15 protein-coding genes and 2 pseudogenes are annotated in these 18,949 nt (G+C 40.0%); 9 read left to right on the top strand and 8 right to left on the bottom strand.

From position 1 onward, the window contains the following. Positions 1-123 precede the first annotated feature (123 nt). The 3 genes and pseudogenes from nrdJ to FJR05_RS27155 all read left to right on the top strand — a co-directional run. A pseudogene (gene nrdJ / locus FJR05_RS05615) lies at positions 124-1,350 on the top strand (ribonucleoside-triphosphate reductase, adenosylcobalamin-dependent); the annotation flags it as partial. Between the two features lie 272 nt (positions 1,351-1,622). Further along, entirely contained in the window at positions 1,623-2,498 is an 876-nt protein-coding gene (locus tag FJR05_RS05610) for an NUMOD3 domain-containing DNA-binding protein (RefSeq protein WP_168643211.1), read from the top strand. Positions 2,499-2,506: 8 nt separating this feature from the next. After that, positions 2,507-4,732 (top strand): annotated as a pseudogene (locus FJR05_RS27155) (LAGLIDADG family homing endonuclease); the annotation flags it as partial. A 52-nt stretch (positions 4,733-4,784) separates the two neighbouring features. Here the strand turns inward: FJR05_RS27155 and FJR05_RS05590 are convergent. Next, complete coding sequence (locus FJR05_RS05590) at positions 4,785-5,615, bottom strand: DUF3598 family protein (RefSeq protein WP_168643210.1); 831 nt, start codon at positions 5,613-5,615, stop codon at positions 4,785-4,787. Between the two features lie 202 nt (positions 5,616-5,817). Between FJR05_RS05590 and FJR05_RS05585 the strand changes: the two genes are divergently transcribed. Further along, a complete protein-coding gene (locus FJR05_RS05585; protein ID WP_168643209.1) occupies positions 5,818-6,036 on the top strand; it encodes a hypothetical protein in 219 nt (72 codons plus the stop codon). Positions 6,037-6,200: 164 nt separating this feature from the next. Then, the gene (locus FJR05_RS05580) at positions 6,201-7,529 is read left to right on the top strand and encodes an S-layer homology domain-containing protein (RefSeq protein WP_168643208.1); all 1,329 of its coding nucleotides are present in this window, start codon (positions 6,201-6,203) and stop codon (positions 7,527-7,529) included. 331 nt (positions 7,530-7,860) lie between these two features. Here FJR05_RS05580 and FJR05_RS05575 read toward each other — a convergent pair whose 3' ends face one another. Continuing rightward, the gene (locus FJR05_RS05575) at positions 7,861-8,736 is read right to left on the bottom strand and encodes a peptidoglycan-binding protein (protein ID WP_371416809.1); all 876 of its coding nucleotides are present in this window, start codon (positions 8,734-8,736) and stop codon (positions 7,861-7,863) included. A gap of 342 nt (positions 8,737-9,078) precedes the next feature. Between FJR05_RS05575 and FJR05_RS05570 the strand changes: the two genes are divergently transcribed. Beyond that, entirely contained in the window at positions 9,079-10,497 is a 1,419-nt protein-coding gene (locus FJR05_RS05570; protein ID WP_168643207.1) for a hypothetical protein, read from the top strand. A gap of 81 nt (positions 10,498-10,578) precedes the next feature. Further along, positions 10,579-10,875, top strand: coding sequence for a hypothetical protein (locus FJR05_RS05565; protein WP_168643206.1), 297 nt, complete (start codon positions 10,579-10,581; stop codon positions 10,873-10,875). A gap of 128 nt (positions 10,876-11,003) precedes the next feature. On the opposite strand, the gene FJR05_RS05560 is transcribed toward FJR05_RS05565, so the two are convergent. The 4 genes from FJR05_RS05560 to FJR05_RS05545 form a co-directional block, all read right to left on the bottom strand. Continuing rightward, on the bottom strand, positions 11,004-11,186 hold the full coding sequence (locus FJR05_RS05560; RefSeq protein ID WP_168643205.1) for a chlorophyll a/b-binding protein: 183 nt from the start codon (positions 11,184-11,186) through the stop codon (positions 11,004-11,006). Positions 11,187-11,383: 197 nt separating this feature from the next. Then, positions 11,384-12,319, bottom strand: coding sequence for a cation diffusion facilitator family transporter (locus FJR05_RS05555; protein ID WP_168643204.1), 936 nt, complete (start codon positions 12,317-12,319; stop codon positions 11,384-11,386). A gap of 260 nt (positions 12,320-12,579) precedes the next feature. Further along, entirely contained in the window at positions 12,580-13,371 is a 792-nt protein-coding gene (locus FJR05_RS05550) for a YdcF family protein (protein ID WP_168643203.1), read from the bottom strand. 409 nt (positions 13,372-13,780) lie between these two features. Continuing rightward, complete coding sequence (locus FJR05_RS05545; RefSeq protein WP_168643202.1) at positions 13,781-14,497, bottom strand: heme oxygenase (biliverdin-producing); 717 nt, start codon at positions 14,495-14,497, stop codon at positions 13,781-13,783. 219 nt (positions 14,498-14,716) lie between these two features. Here FJR05_RS05545 and glmM point away from each other — a divergent pair, with 219 nt between their 5' ends. Next, complete coding sequence (gene glmM, locus FJR05_RS05540; RefSeq protein ID WP_168643201.1) at positions 14,717-16,153, top strand: phosphoglucosamine mutase; 1,437 nt, start codon at positions 14,717-14,719, stop codon at positions 16,151-16,153. A gap of 108 nt (positions 16,154-16,261) precedes the next feature. Further along, on the top strand, positions 16,262-16,900 hold the full coding sequence (locus FJR05_RS05535; protein WP_168643200.1) for a peroxiredoxin: 639 nt from the start codon (positions 16,262-16,264) through the stop codon (positions 16,898-16,900). 108 nt (positions 16,901-17,008) lie between these two features. Here FJR05_RS05535 and FJR05_RS05530 read toward each other — a convergent pair whose 3' ends face one another. Then, positions 17,009-18,619 (bottom strand): hypothetical protein, encoded by a 1,611-nt coding sequence (locus FJR05_RS05530; protein WP_168643199.1) that lies wholly within the window; start codon positions 18,617-18,619, stop codon positions 17,009-17,011. 85 nt (positions 18,620-18,704) lie between these two features. Then, positions 18,705-18,914 carry a hypothetical protein gene (locus FJR05_RS05525; RefSeq protein ID WP_168643178.1) on the bottom strand — a complete coding sequence of 70 codons (210 nt, stop codon included), beginning with the start codon at positions 18,912-18,914 and terminating at the stop codon, positions 18,705-18,707. Positions 18,915-18,949: the final 35 nt, after the last annotated feature.

Raw genomic sequence — 18,949 nt, 5'->3', positions numbered from 1 at the left:
CAAAAATATAGTTATAATTGACACAAACTAAGCTATAGCGCAAAGTGGTAAATTTTTCAATCTTTAATCCTAAATCTACTTGGCGTATAGTCATAGTTTGTCCACAAGCAATCATACTTTATCATGGTTCGAGAACTTGAACGTCAACGTCAGGGTGCAACTTTTCCAGAATCAGCCCCAGCAGCCAATCCAGTGTTTTTTAGAACCTACAGCCGTCGGACAGAGGCAGGTTTAAGGGAAACATGGGAGCAGGTGTGCGATCGCACTTTACGCGGTTTAGTAGAACTGGGAAAACTCACCCGTGAAGAAGCTGCCATTTTAGACAAGATGCAGCGAAACATGAAATCCCTCCCCAGTGGGCGCTGGATGTGGGTTGGGGGTACAGATTGGTTAACCAAACCCAAAAACTTCTCCGGTGCTTATAACTGCACCTCTACCAACCTTGTAGACTGGAGTGCTTTTGGATTGATGATGGATCTAGCCATGATGGGCTGCGGTACAGGTGCTATCATTGAACCACAGTATATTAATCAACTTCCCCCTATCCGTAATCGCCTAACTATCACCATCAAAGGTGAAATTGGCAGCACTCCTAAAGAACAGCGTCGTGAATTTACACAAACCCATATAGAAGCAAACACCGCTATTATCCACGTTGGAGACAGCCGGGAAGGTTGGGTAAAATCCTATCAAACCCTGTTAGAACTTTCTACCGATGAACGCTTCACAGGTGACGTTCAGGTAATTGTTGATATTAGCGATGTCCGCCAATCTGGGGAAACCCTCAAAGGTTTTGGCGGCATGGCTAACCCTGTGAAGTTGCCTGGATTGTATCAGCGTTGCGCCTCTATTCTCAATAAGGCAATAGGCAGACAATTAAATTCAGTTGAATGCTGTTTATTAATTGATGAAGCCGCTGTAACAATTGTTGCTGGCAATATCCGTAGAAGCGCGGGCATGAGACAATTCGTTTCCGAAGATGAACAAGGCGCAACTGCCAAAGATAACCTCTGGCAACAAGACACAGAAGGAAACTGGCGCATAGATCCAGAACGCGATTCTTTGCGAATGGCCAACCATACCAGAGTCTTTCACCGCAAACCAACCCTAGAAGAGTCCATTGCTGCTGTACGTAAACAATATTACAGTGGTGAAGGGGCAATTCAATGGGCAGGTGAAGCTGTCGCTAGAGCTAATGCTGATTTATTAAATACACCAGAAATCAAAAAAGACTTTTTGCAGGCTTACGAGCAAGGAAAAGCCAAAGAATGGATACAAGAATACCATCCTGAAATTGATGCTGATGAGCTAGAACATAGAACAGGTAGATTTGGCTTAAATCCGTGTGGTATTTTGTAATACTTGCCTCACGTAAAAAACCCCGCAAATACGGGGAAAGCTGAGAAGCTAATCCCGTGGTAATCAATGGAACTAAAAAGCTGTTGACACCGTACAGCGTAGAGAGTGAAACTAGATTGCAATGAAAATTGTTTTCTAGAATATAAATCTCCAAGAGTGTGGGGGTACGTATGACAAGTAATTTTTATGGCTACTCGGGTTTTTACGGTGAGCATTGTCTCCGGTCTAGTCTTGAATACATTTACGCAAGATACTTGGACTATATGAACATTGGTTGGACATACGAACACAAAACTTATACACTCTCCAATGGAGTCAGGTATAAACCTGATTTCCTCTTGGAGACAGGTGAATATGTTGAAATCAAGGGTGCTTTCAACTTTACGTATGACCTGCCAAAAGTTCAGCTTTTTCAGTCTGAGTACAATGTAAAAGTTACCATTCTGCAAGAAAAAGACTTAAGACAACTTATCAAGCCCACTCCTTTTGTATTTGAACACTTGAAACAGGAATGGAAATCATTTGCTAAAGTCAGAGGCATGAATAGCTTTGGGAGTAAAAACCCAATGTATGGTGTTACTCAAACTGAGGAAACCAAAGATAAAATTAGTGCTAAGGCAAAAGCTAGATTTGCAGATCCTGAATTTAAGGAAAAGTTTCTCAATAGTCCAAAGCGAAAAGCTTATCACCAATCTCGAAAAGGACAGAAAACAGGACTTATAGCTCCTAGATATACTTTAATTTGTGAATTATGCCAACAAAACTTTGAGGTGATACAACATAAGGCATCTCAAAGGCGTTTTTGCTCAAAGCATTGTTCAATCCAAGCACAGCATGGCAAAACTTCATTCACAAATTCAGGTGTCCAAGCATTGGCCTATTCTTTCGCATTAGACAATTCGGATCAACTATTCTCTTTAAAACTAAACAAGCTCAAAAGCTTCTTTCAGCCTTTGTGGGATTCAATTCAAAAGGAACATAACATTTTGGACATTAGAACTATCTGCCAAATTGTTGTGGGAAAACCCTGTAGTCGAAAAGAATTTCTCTATCATTTACAGTCATACGTACAAAAGGTACGCGGAGCTACAGGGAATATAGAACCTGTAGAACTAGAGGATAAAAAGCCTCTAGGATAACAAAACTGGAGATTATTGGTGCTAACTTCCACTGTAATTTGGCTGAGGTACACTTAAACCAACTTGACCCCGACAACTATAAAGAACAAGAAGAAGCATTTACCGCTGGGGCGCTTTCTGTCGTCGCCCTGTTAAATCACCAATTTCTCGAACCCCGCTATCAATACAGCCGGGAATTAGATCCCATTGTCGGTGTATCCTTCACTGGTTTATTTGATTTCTTTGTTCATGCTTTTGGTACAGATTGGTTACGCTGGTGGGAAGCAGGAAGACCCGAAACTCCTGAAGGACTGATTTTTAAACGTGGTGAGCAAAAATATCTCAACTTCTGGAAAGATGTCGTCCATAAAGTAGTGTGGGAATATTGCGATCGCCACAATATCAAACGTCCCAACCGTTGTACCACAGTTCAGCCAGCCGGTTGTCTAGATCGCACAGCCTTACGGATATTTGATCAAGGGTTACTTTACGCTGATGAAATTATAGATGCCGGCAGTGGCGAAACAGAAGGATTAGACCTGAGTGTTCGTCAAGGGATAGCAGCAGATAAAGCGATCGCCAATCAGCCTCTAAACCTAGTCCGCATCACCTTAAATAATGGTCGAGTCTTACGCATGACTCCTAACCATCGTCTCAACGTAGATAATGCTTGGGTACGTGCTGACCAACTAACCATCGGAATGGAAATCACCTATTCTCTTGGAGAATACAGCAAACAAGAAGATGCTCTACTTTTGAGTATTAACCCGCGACCATACACTCGTGATTACCGTCAAGAAACAGAAGGACATAGCCGAGGTGTCTTAGTCAAAGATATTGTTACTCCCACCACCCTTAACCCGGAAATTGGCTACTTTTTGGGTTGCTTGTTTGGAGACGGTGCTTTCAGTGAAAACAAATATCGGATTCGTTTTGCCTTTAATGCTCAAGAATTTGATCTAGTAGAACGACTACAAACCATTTCCTCCAAATGGTTTGGACTAACTGGAACTGTTAGTTACGATCCTCGCAATGACAACTCACGAGGAGAACTAACTTTTGCTTGCAAACAACTGTTTGATTGGCTGAAACTCAATCAACTAGACAAATCTCATAGTATTGATCTTGACCGGATTCCCCAAGCAATCCGTCGTTCATCACGAGAAACAATCCTGTCATTTTTCTGTGGTCTCATTGATACAGATGGCTGTGTCCGTGAGAAAGGATCATTATCAATTGACTCCGCTAGTGAAGCATTCATCCGCAACTTGCAACAAGTAGGTGAAGCCGTCGGACTCTGCTTCTCAATTTTCCATAACACCCAGGGAGAGAACCTACAGAAAACTAAAAATATGTGGGGTTTATCCTTAAGCCGAATGTTGTCTCAACCAGAATCACTGGCTTATCTCAATATCCATAGTCGTAAGTGTAGTTTACGTCCTTTATTTGCACCAAAACGTCAATTTGCCTTTAGTCCCTATCGAGTGGCTGCTATTGAATTTGAAACCATACCTGATTACAGCTATGACTTTGCAGTGGCAGGTGTAAATGATGACGATTCTTGGTACTGGCAAGGAGCGCTGAAATCTCACAATACCAAATCCCTCTTAACAGGCGCTTCTCCCGGTTGGCATCCCCCCAAAGCCCAAAGATTCATCCGTCGCATTACCTTCCGTAAAAATGACCCTGTAGCCCTAGCTTGTATAGACTACGGTTACAACGTCATCCCCTCCCAATCAGACAAAGACGAAAACGGCAACCTCCTCAACGATCCTTTTGATCCTCGGTGTACAGAATGGTTAGTCGAAATCCCCGTCGCTGTATCTTGGGCTGACTTACCCGGTGCTGATGTTATTGATGTATCTCAGTTTTCCGTTTTGGCGCAATTAGACTTTGTGATGCAAGTCCAGAGCCATTACGTCACCCATAACACCTCAGCCACCCTAGAACTCCGTTCTGAGGAAGTTGAACTATTGGGAACACGCATCTATGAAGCTATCCAAAATGATGAAGGATATATTTCTGCTGCGTTGTTAGCCCGATTTGACGACTTGCAATCCTTCCCCCGTCTCCCCTTTGAACCCATAGACAAAGCCACTTACGAACGCTTATCTAAAGAAGTCAAAGCTAGACGCAGAACAGATGATTTCTGTGGAGTCCTAAGTCGTTACGATTTAGGAGAATTATCAGAAGCAGGCCCTAGCGGTTGTGACTCAGATAAATGTATGTTCCCAGAACAGCCACCCACATCATAAAATCCCTTTTCAAAGCCCCCTCCTCGCTTGCGGGGAGGGGGTTGGGGTTCTTCTAAATTTTATATTCAATCACATGAGTCGAATTAATCCATTCCCCCTTATCGCTATAACTACGAATCAACCTTTGGCGTTCATTCTCTCTAACCAACCAACCCGCTTCCACAAAAAAAGGTTTTCTCAATTTCAATTGCAAAGGCACATTACTAGAAGTTCCGTCAGGTAACAACAAAATCTGTCGAGGAATTCCTTCCGTCTCCGAGATGATTTTATTACCTTCTATTCTGGCTTTAGCCGTAATAATTTGAGATTGAAAAGATAACTTTTGCTCTAAATATCCATCACCTATTTTTTGAATTTCTAAATAAGTAGCATAAGTTTCCGATGGTCTCATATCTGAGTAAACTGTATGAGCTTGACCTTGCCAATTCCCAATTAACTGTTCTACCGTCAGTTGCGGACGTTCATAAGCATCTGTAAAACTGCGAAATTCCCGAATCAGAGTTAAATTAATAAAGTTGCCTTGTTGATCATATAATTGTACCAAGCGCGATCGCCGATCATCATCAACAAAACCGTATTCCGTTCCAAATTCCGAAAAAGGTGCTAATTGCAATGTTCCTTTAGAAAAAGCTCCCGTAGCAAAAAATATATTCCCTTTTCCTAAATAACGGTATTCCTGTTGATAATCCTGAAGAGGAGGACTATCATAATCATGAGAATCAAAACGACGTAATCTAAAAATTACAGCTTGATTATTATCATCAGCATCCAAATTTAAAATACTAGGAGTAGAATCTAATATCTCACCATTGGCAGAGATTTTAGTAAATGAACCACGCCATTCTCCTAAATTTTTGAGAAAGTTTTCCCAATTGCTTGCCATAATTTAATTATTAATTTAAATACCGTATTTTAGTTCAAAACTGACAGGAAATCAAGGTTAATGATATCAGTAGATAGTTCAACCAATGATAAATATCATACAGCCAAATATTATCCAATCAGTTGTTAGTTGCTTCTTAGCCGGCATCTGTTAAGATTAATCAAGAATTAATAATTTTTAAAACCAATACCTGGAGAGTCTAATGTTTATTACTGAATTGTCGCCCCTATTTCAAGAACTAGCCCAACATCCAGTTTCATTTTTAGGTGGGTTCGTCTCCGGTGTCCTCCGACTCAACCTGACTGAAGATCCTGTTAAAAGCTGGTTAAATAAAAAAGGTTGTTGCAATAGCTCTAGTAACCTGAGTACAGAAGTACAAAACAGCAAAACCAATGGACCACAACAAATTACAATTGACTAAATCACTTAAGTTGTTAGTTATCTAAAGTTTAGGCTTACAATAGAGAATAGGTAATTACTTCCTATTCCCTATTCCATAGTATAAAATTAACTTGTTTTAATTCCCCAGTCACCCAGCCCCAAAAATGCTAGTGTAGGAGGTGAAAATCAATTTGTGATTTCTTTGTGTTTTCCCGTAACTATCCTGCTATCTTCCTGAGTGTTGCTGTTTTACTATCCTTAACAGCCTGTGCCAACAGTCCAACCGCTAAAAATCTAGAACAATCATTAGCGGCTGACCCTCAGTTGCAAAATAATCCTGTTCCTTTTGGCAAACCTCAGAGTCAGCAAACAATACCAAACCCCAACACATCAACAATTAAATTACCGGCTGATTTTCCCGCAGATATACCCATTTACCCCAACGCCAAACTAGAGGAAGTCAAACCAGTTAATTCCGAAAATAAAATATCAATTCGTTGGCAAAGTGCAGATCCTAGTAATATAATCACCAGCTTTTACCGCCAGCAATTTCAGGCTAAAAACTGGCAAATTGTGCAACAGCCTCAAGATGATGCAGAGGGATATTTTTCTGCCAAACTCAATGATTTACTCATCAATGTCACAATTGTGCCACAAACTGTGACTCAAGCTGAACTCAATCAACCCCAAACAGCCACTAAATTAATAATTGAATATTCATCTAATTCTCAAGTTACAGCTACTAACCCAGTTACCCCTTCAGCTAATCCAGAATTTATTGGTCCAGTATTACCTAATATTAATAATCTTAACGTAGTCACCCAACCAACGAGCGAACCAACCAACCAAACGGAAACCTTAGCAACTCAAGAATTTACTGATATTCAAAAAGCACCACCAGAATGGCGAGCGCACATTCAAGACTTAGCTACATTAGGTGTTTTATCCATCGAACCCAAAACAAACGAATTTCTCCCTGATAAAATTATCACCCGTCGAGAATATGCTCGCTGGTTAGTTGCAGCTAATAATGCCATGTATGCGAACAATCCCGCTAAACAAATTCGGTTAGCAGCCACCAGCACTCAACCAGCTTTTAGGGATATTTTAACCAAAGATCCTGATTTTCCCGTCATTCAAGGATTAGCAGAAGCAGGTTTAATTCCCAGTGCTTTATCTGGAGATGCCACAGCGGTTTTATTTCGTCCTGACGCACCTTTAACACGAGAACAATTAATCCTATGGAAAGTTCCTTTAGATACCCGTCAAGCCTTACCTGCTGCTAATTTAGAAGCCGTTAAACAAACTTGGGGTTTTCAAGATGCAGGTAACATTGAACCAAAAGCATTAAGAGCAGTTTTAGCGGACTTTCAAAACGCCGAACAATCGAATATTCGCCGAGTTTTTGGTTATACAACCTTATTTCAACCCAAAAAACCTGTAACTCGTGCTGAAGCCAGTTCAGCTTTATGGTATTTCGGTACTCAAGGTGAAGGAATATCAGCAACAGAAGCTTTAAAATTGAAAACCTGAATTTTATTTGATCTTGAGTAAACATCTGACAGGCTATAGCAATAGTATTTGAATTTTGAAAAAATCTCAGTATTTGTAGGATGCGTTACGCTACCGCTAACACACCTTACATTTCAAAAATCAAATATTAGTTCTATATTCCGCCTGTCATTTTCCAAGATTTACACAACTGGCACGTTAGTAGGGTGTGGTTCGGCAAACTCACCAACCACGTCAGATATTAACAATCTGTTTATTTGCAGGATTTATGCCATCTGATACACCCGATAACAAATTTTTAGTGTGACACTTGCATAAGTCCTGATTTTCTACCGATTTCTAATTCTTGACTTTACTTTTCGGGTGTAGGTGTAGCTGTTGGTGTAGCCATTGGGTCAGTTGTAGGTGTTGCTGTAGGTGTGGCTGTAGGTGTGACTGTTGGCTTAGCCGTTGGTTTAGCCGTTGGTTTAGTCGTTGGTTTAGTCGTTGGTTTAGTCGTTGGTTTAGCTGTTGGTTTAGCTGTTGGTGTAGGTGTAGGTGTTGGTGTGGCTGTTGGTGTAGGTGTTGGTGTGGCTGTTGGTGTAGGTGTTGGTGTGGCTGTTGGTGTAGGTGTTGGTGTGGCTGTTGGTGTAGGTGTTGGTGTGGCTGTTGGTGTAGGTGTTGGTGTGGCTGTTGGTGTAGGTGTAGCTGTTGGTGTGGCTGTTGGTGTAGCTGTTGGTGTAGCTTTAGGTTCAGGTTTGGTTACTGGTTTACTAATGATAGTTTTAACTTCTTCATTTATTTTTTGGCGAAGTTTTAAATCAGCAATCCCAGTTTCTGGGAGTTGATGTTTTTTCTGGTACTCCTTTACCAACTCTTCTAACTGGGGACTGTAGAATTGATTACGAGGAAGTAGAGTTTTTGGTTTCAGTACAGCATTCAAATTAGCTTGCAAAATTTGGACAATGATAGCAGCTTGATCTTGGGTTTGGGGACCTACTTTCCCATCCACCGTTAACTTGTAGCCTGTTTGAAATTGAGTGATAGCCTTTTTAGTTTCCTCGTCAGTCAGAGGATCTTTTGTAACCTTAACGTTATAACCCAATCCACGTAATACAGATCGGAATTCATCGGGCTTATAGTTGCGCCCACGAGCGGCAAAAGTCATATCTGAAGACACAGCACTTGCTGCCACTATACAGGTTAAAGCTATAGTTACTCTAGACTTGTTTAAATCACACCACATCATAAAAACTCCTTGGGATTAAATCCTTGATAATAAGACACTAGCAGGTAATTTTGAAGTTTTTTTAACTTATGGCTTAATAATTAGTTATTAATTCTGATTAATTCGACTCTAATTGATTATTAATGGATATAACAAAAGTTAGTTTTCACCCTCCGTCTAATATTCGGAATTGCTAAACATACGTATTATCGTTAGTTTGTACAAAGAGAGTAAAGTTTCGATAGTATTAATTGCGTCACTGCGGTAGTATATGCTATTAAATAATACTAACGTTCATGACACTGGTTTTCAAACTGATGCTACTGTATTTCGTAAACCTACAATTTACTATAACTACAAATCATGAGTAAATTAAAAATTCCCCAACACAAAAACCTATGGTTTGAGAGAGTCATGGCAATTACAGCCACTGTCAATTTAGTATTAATTTTCTTTGATTTAAGTTATTTACCTTGGCGAGATTTTTACTTCCGTCGAGTTCCTGGAATAACTCAATTATACGATCCAATTAAAGGTATTGAACCTCATCGTGACACAAAAAAATACCTAGAATTAGTAGCTGAATTAGAAGAGCAAGTAACTCAAACAGGCTTAATCTCTCCGCAAGTCAACGCCAAGTTAGAAAACATTCGTCTTCTCAGCCAAGAAATGATTGAAACTAATCCATTTGCAGGTGCGGGTAAAAGTGGAACTCTGGAAAAAATCAAAAATCGGATGCGAGAACATATCGGACAGGAATCTGCTAAAGCTGCATTTAATACCTTTTGGAGTCAGGAATATTTATCTAAAAATGGTTGGAATCAGGAAATAGCTTTTTTTAACCAAAAAATTCGCCCTGGAATTGCCAAAAACTATTATCGAAAAATTGATGAGAATGGGGAATTTTCTGATGAATTTTGGATAATTGATTTACCATTTATAGTTCTATTTGCCACAGAATTATTAGGACGTACGTTCTTAATAAAACGTAGATATAGCCATTTAAGTTGGTTAGAAGCAATTCTTTGGCGTTGGTATGATATATTATTACTAATACCAATTTGGCGATATTTACGAATCATCCCAGTTACCATTAGGCTTGATCAGGCAAAGTTAATTGATTTTTATGTAATTAGACGACAAATTCATCAAGGTATTCTGGCTAATTTTGCAGAAGAAATTACAGAAATTGTCGTAGTCCAAGTAATCAACCAAGTTCAAGGTTCAATTAAACGAGGTGAAATTACCCGTTGGCTACTAGAATCAGATCATGCACGTTCTTATATAGATATTAATAATATCAATGAAGTCGAAGCAATTACTGGATTGTTAATTAAAACTCTGGTTAATCAGGTGTTACCGAAAATTCAACCAGAAGTAAATGCAATTTTGTGTCACAGTATAGCGATCGCTTGTCAACAATTACCAGGATATAGTAACATCCTTATGTTACCAGGATTAGGTAAAGCTCAAACACAAATTAGTGAACAACTAGCCACGCAAATTACTAATAATATCTATGCTGCTTTATCTAGCACTATCAAAGATCCGGTCGCGGCAAAACTTTCTACTCAGCTAATGGAAAAATTCACAGCTTCATTTAGTTCAGAAATGCAGCAAAAACAAGTTTTAGTAGAAATTCAAAGTTTACTCAATGACTTTTTGGAAGAAGTTAAAATTAACTATATTCAACGTCTATCTCAAGAAGATATAGATAAGATATTGGAAGAAACTAGAAAAATGCGGACGGAATCATCCAGTAGTTTGTCTATTCGCAAATAAAAATTTGGCCAATAGATAGATGAGAATTAGGAGAATTTTTGCCAGGATGGGGTTTAGTTATACTTATGATTCATTAAAACCATGAATAAAATCATAAATACCGACATTAATCAGATTGATATCAGGTTGCTACTGAAAGAGATAAATCCCGGACAAGCAGAAACTTTATGTGGTGGTTATTGTCAATCATCACAGGGTGATCAAGATACATATATGAATGATATTGCTGAGATTATCAATAATGCCAAAAAACAAACGGCAGGTGTAGATAATAAACGCAGTAATCAGAAGATTAATACCATAAGTAATTCCAAAAAAACTTACCTAAACGGGGTAGAGATACCTCGCAAGGGAAAAACCGCAGCTATATCTTTGTAAAATCCAAATTAGTTAAATCATTAACTTTATGGAGAATGAATAAACACTGTATATTTTCAAGTAAATAACCTGGTAGTTAATGATAACTACCAGGCTTTTGATTCATCAAAAATTATGTTATGGAAAAATTACAGAATTCCCCAGAAGTGGAGAAAACCTTGACCGGAAAATAGTTCAATCAAAGCTGCTGCTAAAAAACCGATCATTGCTAAACGGCCATTCCAGATTTCCGCTTCGGGTGTAAAACCCCAGCGCCAACCGTTACGATCAGTTGCTACAGGTAAAGTAGATGTTTTTGTTGCATTAGTCATGTTTAGCACCCCCATTAGGATTTACTAAGCTTTGTTATCTTATGTAAACAAATATAACAAATTTTTTGCAAAAAAAACAATATTTATTTATATTTTTTTTGCAACTATGTGTACATCAGTTGCAAGTAAGTAGCTTGGTGTTAAAAATCTATACACAAAGCTAGTTTTACTCCTAAATTCTGCTGTATTAGGGTTTTTTAAACTACGTGATCTGGTTCTAAGGCGCAGGGATAAGCTGAATCCCCTGTTTCTACCTGAATAGTAGAGTGTTTGATACTGAAATGGTGTTCGAGTTCCTGGGAAACTTCCCATAAAAAAGCATCACCAGGATAACCTCCTGGCATGACTAAATGAACTGTGAGTGCGGTTTCTGTTGTACTCATAGCCCAGATATGAAGATCGTGGATTTTTGAGACTCCAGGACATTCAATTAAATAATTTTTCACGGCACGGGGTTCAATTCCTGCTGGTACGCCATCAAGTGCTAAATTTACAGAGTCTCTGAGTAAGTGCCACGTCCCAATCACGACGACTCCCACAAGCACTAAGCTAAATAATGGGTCAAGCCATAGCCAATGGGTGAATAAAATGGCAATTCCGGCTACTACAACTCCCAAGGATACCAGGGCATCAGCAGCCATGTGTAAAAATGCTCCCCGGATGTTTAAGTCGCTTTTGCGTCCTGACATAAACATAAGTGCAGTAGCAGTATTAATGATAATGCCAACTAGGGCTACACCAATAATTGTTCCTCCTGATACTGGTGCGGAATCATGAAAACGACGAATGGCTTCCCAAGCGATCGCCCCCATAGATAAAAGTAAAACTACGGCATTGGCTAAAGCTGCTAGAATTGAGGAGGCACGCAATCCATAGGTATAGCGGTGGCTGGGAGGACGACGGGCCAGAGAACTTGCACCCCACGCCAGAAGCAGTCCCAATACATCACTCAGGTTATGACCCGCATCAGCAAACAAAGCCAAGGAATGTGCTAAGTAGCCATAAATTGCTTCAACGATGACAAATCCTATATTCAGTACAGTGCCAATGGCAAAAGCCCGACTAAATGTTGCTGGGGTGTGACTGTGATGATGGTGTCCATGTTCGTGATGATGATGGTGGTCTTGTGTCATGTTGGTATGGGCGTAAAGGATGGATGGTTTTTCACGCAGAGACTCAGAGAGTAAGAGTTTGAGCGATGGAATTTTTGACTTTCTTACCTCAATTCTCCAACGCCGAAAATTCTATATTAATTCTGATTTTTGAATTAATATTCAGGGATATTCATCTTTGCAAATACCTTTTTCTTCTTTCTTCTGATAGCGCAGCGTGGCTTTAGCCATACTCCTGACTCCTGACTGGGCGCAGGCCCTGCGCCCCTACCTCCTGACTCCTATAACCAACCTCGCAGGCTATAAATAAAAGTGCCAATATATTCTTTTAATGCACTTGTGAATTGATCTAAATTATCAGTATCAGGTAGTAAATTGAGAATTGCGGATTTAGGCGTGTTGGTAAGTTCTTGAAGTTCGCCTTGACTAACTAAAAAATCGGTGGGTGCGGGAATGACATCAATATCTTGACGTTGAAAAATTTTCAAGGATCGGGGTGTATGTGTTGCTGAGGTGATTAATAATACTTTTTTGATTTGACGAGCTGCGAGAATTTTACGGACGTTGACAGCGTTCTCATAAGTATTGAGGGAATTGGGTTCTTGAATAATTGCTTCAGCCGGAACACCAATGGATGTGAGAATAGTTGCCATGTCTGCTGATTCTGGAGAACCACTACCGCGCCAATCAATGCGACCGCCACTCAGGATAATTATAGGGGCTTTTTTCTGAAAATAGAGTTGTGCTGCATAAATTACGCGATCGCCTGCTTCGTTTAAATCTGCCATTACTCTTGGCCAAGTTGGTGATCTAGTTGCACCTCCTAAGACGACAATGGCTTCAGCGTTGGGGATTTCTGAGGGGGGGATATTTTGCCATTCTAAGCTGCGGACTAAGGATTTGGCGACCCAGGCATTGCTACAAACTAGCAACAACGCTAAGGATAAGGAAATAGCGATAGTCGCAATCCGGGGATGTTTTCGTAAGGTGATCAAAGCTACTATTAAACTTACACTGGCTAATCCTAACGGGTAAAAAAATAGTGGGATGATTTTAGATAAATATAAAAACATAATTAGGGTTTGCTGAAAAAGTTATCTGTGAGGGCTAGGAGTCAGGAGTCAGGAGTCAGGAGTCAGGAGGAAGAAAGAAAGAAGAGGAGATAAGAATAGTCTCCAATCTTTGAAAGTGATATACTGCAAACGGTTCATAGTTTAAAATTTAGGGGTAACTTCCCTCCGGTTGCTTTTATCTACACAAAAACAATCACAAGGCTGTTACCCCTAGATATTATGAGAAAAGTTAATATTTCTCAACTTACAGCAAATGGCAGATCAATGAGGTACAGAATCTAAATTCAAAGTCAGACACCAAGTAAGTTTTACTCTTCCTCCTTTCTTCTTTCTTCTTTCTTCTTTCTTCCTCCTGACTCCTGACTCCTGACTCCTGACTCCTGACTCCTGACTCCTGACTCCTCCATAATTATTCCGCAGTTACCAATTCAGTGCTACCTTTTGTCCGTTTGCGGGTCATGGCATTATAAACCATGATGCCGATCGCTTTAATCAAATTACCTTCCAATTCCTGGAACATTTTCATGTTCACACCAAAAGCGGCATTTGCTTCTTCGGTAATGCGATCGCCTGTAGAATCATCAATAGGCATAGCATCTAAATTGGCTCGATACTTAGCTTTAAATGCCTTTTCATCGGTAATATCTGCAAACTCATAAAAAGCAGTTCCTTCACCTTCACCCAGCTTCATTGCTGTTTGGGCAATACCTTTGAGGATTTGTCCCCCTGATAAATCACCTAGATAACGGGTATAGGAATGAGCAATTAATAATTCTGGTTCAGTCGCCGAAATTTCCCGAATCCGGTTTACATACTCCGCACCCGCAGCAGATAATTTGATTTGCTCTCGCCAATTGTAACCATAGTAGTAATGAAGGTCTTGCTCTAAGGTATGCTTGCGGTTCAGTTCAGGAAAGTAAATTTTGCTTAAAATTGGGTGATGCTTATGTTTCTCCAACTCCTCTTCCATAGCCGCGTAAATGAAGTAAAAGTTAGCAACCAACTTGCGGTAGGAGTTTTTCTCCACAACTCCTTTTAAAAAACACTTGACAAAACCCACGTTTTCTGCCATAGTGTGTGCTTTTTTTGTACCTACACGTAATTTGCTTGCTAAATTGCTGTTCATATTATTAAAATTCTCAACTGTAAAAAAATTAACTGTGGGAGTTTTTTGTCCGTAATGGTGAAAAAACCCCATTAGAATGTAAGATTAAAACTATTTGATGAGAATTTATATTAAAAATCATTAAGCAATGAGTTCCTTTGGCGTTTTATTAGCGTCAAGAATAATGGAAGAAAGTGCTATTCTCCTGTGTGATTGATTGTGTGTGGAGTTTTTAAATTTATGGTTTCATCAATGGCTCGAATTCAAGGCTGTATTTCGGAAGTGGAAAATAGTGGGATGTTCAATTCCATACCACTGCCAGCTAATGCTTTATTTGGCACAGATGGCATTCGCGGCAAGGTGGGAGACTTACTGAATGCGCCTTTAGCTTTACAAGTGGGTTTTTGGGCAGGAGTTGTTCTCCGTAATTATGCCACTGTTCCCGGTCCAATTATTTTGGGGCAAGATTCCAGAAATTCCAGTGATATGTTAGCAATGGCTTTGAGCGCCGGGTTAACTGCTGCTGGTTTGGAAGTGTGGTATTTAGGATTATGCCCTACCCCTTGTGTAGCCTATCTGTCCAGCATCACTGATGCCATTGGGGGAATCATGATTTCCGCCAGCCACAATCCTCCAGAAGACAACGGAATTAAAATCTTTGATGCCGAGGGTGGTAAGTTATCTAAAGCCCTACAAGGCGAAATTGAGGCAGGATTACGAGGTCAATTCTCCTCTGATTTGAGAATAAATAACTGCGGTAGACATTATTCACGGACAGAGTTAATTAAAACCTATAGCCAGTCTATCCAAACACCTTTAGCATCTGGACTGACTCTCGAAGGCATGAAGATTGTTTTAGATTTAGCTTGGGGTGCAGCGGTGGGTTTAGCACCTGCGGTATTTAGGTCAATGGGTGCGGAGGTTATTTGTTTACATAATGAGGCAGATGGCGATCGCATTAATGTCAATTGCGGTTCTACACATTTAGATATTCTCCAAGCCGCTGTCAAGGAACATCAAGCCGATATGGGTTTTGCTTTTGATGGCGATGCAGATCGGGTTTTAGCTGTGGATAATACGGGCAGATCCGTTAATGGTGATTACATTCTTTACCTTTGGGGTCGCCATTTACAACAAAAACAACAACTCCCAGATAATCTGATAGTTTCTACCGTGATGGCTAATTTAGGCTTTGAACGGGCTTGGGAACAAATAGGTGGTAAATTAATTCGTACCGCTGTCGGTGATCAATATGTGCAAGCGGAAATGCGGAAAACTGGGGGAATGTTAGGAGGAGAACAGTCAGGACATATCCTGTGTAGTCATTATGCGATGACTGGAGATGGGTTATTAACAGCTTTACATATTGCAGCGGTGGTAAAAGAGGCTAATCTCTCTTTGGGAGAAATGGTAGATCAAAGTTTTCAAACCTATCCGCAAATCTTACGCAATGTGCGAGTATTAGATCGGGAAAGACGGTTAGGATGGGAAAGTTGTCAACCTGTCCAACAAGCGATCGCTAAAGCCGAAGTCGCAATGGGTGATCATGGTAGAATCCTAGTCCGGGCTTCGGGAACAGAACCCGTAATTAGAGTCATGGTAGAAGCCGCTAACGCTGAACTCGTCCACCATTTGACCAATGAATTAGTTGCAAAAGTGGAACAACACCTAGCTTAAACTTAAAATTTTGTTGCAAACCGCGACAGCCCGATGGGGTAATCGGTCTTTTGTGTCATACTGTCGCGGTAGAATATAAATGTCTTTTTAGAATACAGGGAATCTTACATGACTCTTCGTCTTGGCGATACAGTACCTAACTTTACTCAAGCCTCCACACATGGGGAAATTGACTTTTACACCTGGGCTGGTGATAGCTGGGTGGTACTATTTTCTCATCCTGCTGACTTTACACCAGTTTGCACCACCGAACTAGGAACTGTTGCCAAACTCAAACCAGAATTTGATCAACGTAATGTGAAAGCGATCGCTCTCAGCGTTGATGATGTAGAATCCCATAAAGGTTGGGTAGGGGATATTGAAGAAACCCAAAACACCACCCTCAATTACCCAATTTTGGCAGATCCAGATCGTAAAGTTTCCGAACTTTATGATATGATTCACCCCAACGCGGCGGCTACTGTCACCGTGCGTTCTGTGTTTGTCATTGACAACAACAAAAAACTCCGTCTTTCTTTCACCTATCCTCCCAGCACTGGCCGCAATTTTGATGAAATTTTGCGCGTCATTGATTCTTTGCAATTAACCGATAATTACAGTGTTGCTACTCCCGCAGACTGGAAAGATGGTCAAGATGTGGTAATTGTCCCATCTTTGAAAGATCCTGAAGTCCTCAAAGCTAAGTTTCCTAAAGGTTACGAAGAAATTAAACCTTATTTGCGGATGACTCCTCAACCTAATAAATAGGTTTTCCTAACAATGAATATGTCTCACGCAAAGGCGCAAAGGCGCAAAGAATAAATATTACAAAGCGTAATGTAGGGGCGGGGTCTCCCCGCCCTCCATTGTATTGCTTTAATTCACAAGATTGATGACATTAACATTTAAACCTGTAACGCCATTGAGAATAGCTAGAGTTGTGTTACCAAAGATAATATTAGTATCGCCACCCGTTTGATTCAATACTAAATTAGTGGCAGAAATACCAAGTTCTTTAGCACCAAGAATACTAATAGTATCAATACCAATCTGAAAATCTAAAATCCTATTAGCAGTTTTAGGAAGTTCGAGAGTAACAATCTGGAAATTATCAGCACCAGCACCACCACTGATTAAATTATTACCACCTGTCTGGATAAAGAAGGTGTCGTTACCATCACCACCCAAAGCCCGGTCATTACTACCCAAGAAAAAGGTATCATTACCAGCACCACCGGACATTCGATTACCACCTTTACCATCAGTAGCATAAAAAGTGTCATTACCTAAATCACCAAAAACGCGATCGCTTTTACTGACATCTATCACATCATTACCACTACCTAAGAAAACATTGTTATCACTTGCATAGGTTTTGATAGCCAGATCAACCTTGTCATCACCAGCGCCAGTATATACAGTGTCAACAACAGCTTCTAAATCTTTACCCGCAACTAAGTCATCATTTCCAGAAGTTCCAGATACTAACTGATTTTCTGTAGGGAAAAAAGTTATCCCCACAGGACGTTCTAGAACCGGGTTTGTAGGAACTAAAACCTGAAATGGGTTAACAACTGAACTACCCTCACTTTCATAGCTGAGAATAGCCCCCTGTGCCGTGCTAACATTAAAACCCACAGTCAGTAAATTACCATTAGGCGCAAAAGCAAGTCCGCCAATAAAATTATTACTGGGTGGTTTATTAGTTGTATAATTTGTAGGAAGAGTATTAACTAAATTCCCAGTTTCCACATCATAACGTTGAATACCGTTAGCAAAGTCACTCACATACAAATCACTATCTTCACCCACCGCTAAACCCAGCAAACTGACAAAGTTAAAACTATCTGGAGAAGGTTTCGGAGTAGCAAAAACTGTGGGTGTTGTTCCCGCTGCTAGGGAGTCGTAACGTAAAACTTGACTAGACAAACCTGCACTAAAATCAGCCTTAACCTCTCCAGTTTGAGGATTAACTGTAGCTACACTTCCTTGGGTGGTAACATAAAGACTATTATTGATAAAGAGTAGCCCGTTTGGTCCATTTAAGCCATCTTTTTTACTATTTCCCTGGGCAAAAACATCAATAAATGCCCCCGTTGCGCCATTATAACGTAATATTTGGTCAGTTAAGAAACTGGAAACGTAAAAATTACCATCTGGTCCATAAGCAAGACCATAGGGACGAATTAAACCACCACTTTCATCTAAGTTGGTATTGGGATTATCTCCCACAAATACATCTATAAAACCACCAGTTTGTCCGTCAAACCTCAATATAGAAGAACTGCCTTTTTTTGTCCCACTGGCTATGTAAAGGTCACTTTTACCATCACCATTTCCGTCGGGTCCAAAGAGTAAGGTATCAGGGTTATCAAGTCTACCCTTTTCGATAAATGTCCCCAGAGGACTGCCTGTATAGGCATCAAACATGAGAACGTTATTGCCTCTGGTGTTACCAACTAGAAACCGACTATTTTTGTTTTGCATATTTTTATAAAACTGTCATGATGCACCTCTGTAAGAATTTACCATGATAGCGATCGCTAATTATTGAGGCTGAGTATTTTTGGCTTTATACTCTAGTCGTGTTACCTATTTGTTGTTGAAGAGAAGTAATAACTTCAGGAGTTAATTCTGCTTCTGGTTGTACTACTTCACGTTCAGCTAAAACTGATTTAATTCGACTTTCGGAAGCTTTTCCTAAACCTTGTAACAGTGTTTTAAAACTCTGTTCTTGATCAATTATTTCTTTTTTTGGTGTTGCTTGAAGTTTTTTATCCATAGCTTTGTTGATAGCTTAATACACCTTATTATCTC

Source organism: Dolichospermum sp. UHCC 0259 (genome assembly GCF_009711935.1).
Classification (GTDB): domain Bacteria; phylum Cyanobacteriota; class Cyanobacteriia; order Cyanobacteriales; family Nostocaceae; genus Dolichospermum.
Note: the sequence above shows the minus strand (reverse complement) of the source record. Positions and strands in the feature narration are given on the sequence as shown.

Coding starts and splice junctions, on each gene's coding strand:
- FJR05_RS05535 (WP_168643200.1), top strand. CDS start 16,262: ATGACTCTTCGTCTTGGCGATACAGTACCTAACTTTACTCAAGCCTCC.
- FJR05_RS05525 (WP_168643178.1), bottom strand. CDS start 18,914: ATGGATAAAAAACTTCAAGCAACACCAAAAAAAGAAATAATTGATCAA.
- FJR05_RS05590 (WP_168643210.1), bottom strand. CDS start 5,615: ATGGCAAGCAATTGGGAAAACTTTCTCAAAAATTTAGGAGAATGGCGT.
- FJR05_RS05560 (WP_168643205.1), bottom strand. CDS start 11,186: ATGACTAATGCAACAAAAACATCTACTTTACCTGTAGCAACTGATCGT.
- glmM (WP_168643201.1), top strand. CDS start 14,717: ATGGTTTCATCAATGGCTCGAATTCAAGGCTGTATTTCGGAAGTGGAA.
- FJR05_RS05530 (WP_168643199.1), bottom strand. CDS start 18,619: ATGCAAAACAAAAATAGTCGGTTTCTAGTTGGTAACACCAGAGGCAAT.
- FJR05_RS05565 (WP_168643206.1), top strand. CDS start 10,579: ATGAATAAAATCATAAATACCGACATTAATCAGATTGATATCAGGTTG.
- FJR05_RS05545 (WP_168643202.1), bottom strand. CDS start 14,497: ATGAACAGCAATTTAGCAAGCAAATTACGTGTAGGTACAAAAAAAGCA.
- FJR05_RS05575 (WP_371416809.1), bottom strand. CDS start 8,736: ATGATGTGGTGTGATTTAAACAAGTCTAGAGTAACTATAGCTTTAACC.
- FJR05_RS05610 (WP_168643211.1), top strand. CDS start 1,623: ATGAACATTGGTTGGACATACGAACACAAAACTTATACACTCTCCAAT.
- FJR05_RS05550 (WP_168643203.1), bottom strand. CDS start 13,371: ATGTTTTTATATTTATCTAAAATCATCCCACTATTTTTTTACCCGTTA.
- FJR05_RS05570 (WP_168643207.1), top strand. CDS start 9,079: ATGAGTAAATTAAAAATTCCCCAACACAAAAACCTATGGTTTGAGAGA.
- FJR05_RS05555 (WP_168643204.1), bottom strand. CDS start 12,319: ATGACACAAGACCACCATCATCATCACGAACATGGACACCATCATCAC.
- FJR05_RS05585 (WP_168643209.1), top strand. CDS start 5,818: ATGTTTATTACTGAATTGTCGCCCCTATTTCAAGAACTAGCCCAACAT.